The 2,084-nt window shown below is 79.7% G+C and carries 1 pseudogene; it reads right to left on the bottom strand.

Going from position 1 to position 2,084, the window contains the following annotated elements:
- Window positions 1-416: 416 nt before the first annotated feature.
- A pseudogene (locus tag ACSNOK_RS32715) lies at window positions 417-1,817 on the bottom strand (ATP-binding protein); the annotation flags it as partial.
- Window positions 1,818-2,084: the final 267 nt, after the last annotated feature.

Genomic DNA, 2,084 nt, shown 5'->3' with positions numbered 1-2,084 from the left:
CCGTGAGCCTCGGAGCCGCCAGGAATCCCGAAGCAACCCTGCGCCTCGGGGACGCCGGGAAGCCCGGGACCACCGTGAGCCTCGGGGCCACCGGGAAGCCCGGAACCACCGTGGAACTCGGGGACACCGTGAGCCTCGGAGCCGCCAGGAGACCCGAAGCCACCATGGGACGCGGAGCCGCCGGGGACGCCGGGGGCGTACGAGGCGTCGGGCCTTGGGGGGCGCGTGGGACCGGGTCCGCCGGCGGTCGGGGCCCCGGGGGCGGAAATGGCCTCGGGGCCCTCGGCGCGGTTGTCGGTACCGAGCCCGGGAACACCGGATGGCCCGTTGGAGACGCCGCCGCCGAGCGGCCGCGAGGGGTCGGGGTGACGCCCGGCACCGCCCGCGCCGCCCGCGCCGCCCGCGCCGCCCGGGCCGCCCGCACCTTCCGGACTCCCGCCCGGGGCGTCCGAGCAGACCGCTTCCGCCGCCGCCAGGTCGCAGCCGCCCGCGAACACCGACAGCCGCCGCAGGACGGCGCGTTCGGGCGCGTCCAGCAGGTCCCAGGACCAGTCGACGACCGCGCGGAGCGTCTGCTGGCGCGGCAGGACCGTGCGGCTGCCCGAGGTGAGCAGCCGGAAGCGGTCGTCCAGCCGGTCGGCGAGGCCGCGCGGGGTGAGCATCCGCAGCCGGGCGGCGGCCAGTTCGATGGCGAGCGGCAGCCCGTCGAGCCGGTGGCAGATCTCGGCGCACGCCGCCGGATCGTCCTCGATCCGGAAGCCGGGCCGCGCGGCGGCGCCCCGGTCGGCGAGCAGCCGCAGCGCCACCGGGTCCGGCAGCGGCTCCACCGGCCGGACGGACTCGCCGGGCACGGCGAGCGGTTCGCGGCTGGTGGCGAGGACGGTCACGCCGGGGCAGTGGGCGAGCAGCGTCTCGGCGAGCCGGGCCGCGGCGTCGATGACGTGCTCGCAGTTGTCGAGGACGAGCAGCATCCGGCGCGGCCCGCACAGCTCGGCCAACCGGGTCAGCGGGTCGCCCGAGGTGGCGTCGGCGGCGGCGCGCAGCCCCTCCGCGGTGCCGCGCACCACGGTCTCGCGCCCGCCGAGTGCGGTGAGCACGGCCTCCGGCACGGTCGCGGGGTCGTCGACGGGCGCGAGCTCGGCGAGCCACACCCCGTCCGGCCAGGCCCCGGTCTCCCGCGCCACGGTCTCGGCGGCCTCCTGCGACAGCCGCGTCTTCCCGGCCCCGCCCGGCCCGAGCAGCGTGACGAGCCGGTGCCGCTCCAAGTCCTGCCGGATCACCAGGACGTCGTCCTCCCGGCCGACGAAGGAGGTGAGCCGGGCGCGGAGGTTGCCGCGCGGAGGACGGCCGGCCGGGGCGGGGTGAGCGAGTTGCCCGGCGGCGGGGACGGGTGCGGAGCCCGGAGCCGACGCGGCGGCGAAAGGTTCCGCCGCACCGGACGGGCGGCTTTGGCCGCCCTCGGTGTACGGACGCGGCGAGGCGTACGCGCCGGGCGCCCCGGAACCGGCGTCCCCTGGCTGCACGGCTCGCCCTGACTGTCCGGCCTGATCGGCCGGATGTCCCGACTCGGCGGACGCCACGTCCCCGACCGCCCCAGAGGCACCGGCGGCATCGGCGGCGCCCACCCACGGGCTCTGCCCGCCCGTCTCCCCCTCCCAGGAACGTCCGGCCTGACCGGCCCGGCCCCCCGCACCGGCGGACGCCGCTTCCCCGCCGGCCCCGGCCGCACCGGTCCACGGGCCCTGCCCGCCCGTCTCGCTCTTCCGGGCACGACCGGCCTCACCGGCCCGACCCTCCAGACCGCCCTGACCCTCCAGACCTGCCTGGCCCTCCCGACCGGCCGTCTCCCCCGAGTCCCGGGCGGCCCCCTCAGACCCCGGGCCCCCGTGGTGACCGGCCCACCCCGCCTCGGCCCCGGAGTCGGCCGCGCCGTCCCTCCGGCCCGGCGCGGCGTGTCCCGCCGTCCCGGCCCGCTCACCCTGCCCGGGCCCCTCGGCCGGCCAAGGCCGCCCGGCCCCCGGGGCGTCCGACGCCGCGTGCGCCCGGCCCGGCGCGGGATACCCCGGCCACCCGGAACCGGAAGC

The organism is Streptomyces sp. URMC 126 (assembly GCF_051386555.1).
GTDB lineage: Bacteria > Actinomycetota > Actinomycetes > Streptomycetales > Streptomycetaceae > Streptomyces.
Note: the sequence above shows the minus strand (reverse complement) of the source record. Positions and strands in the feature narration are given on the sequence as shown.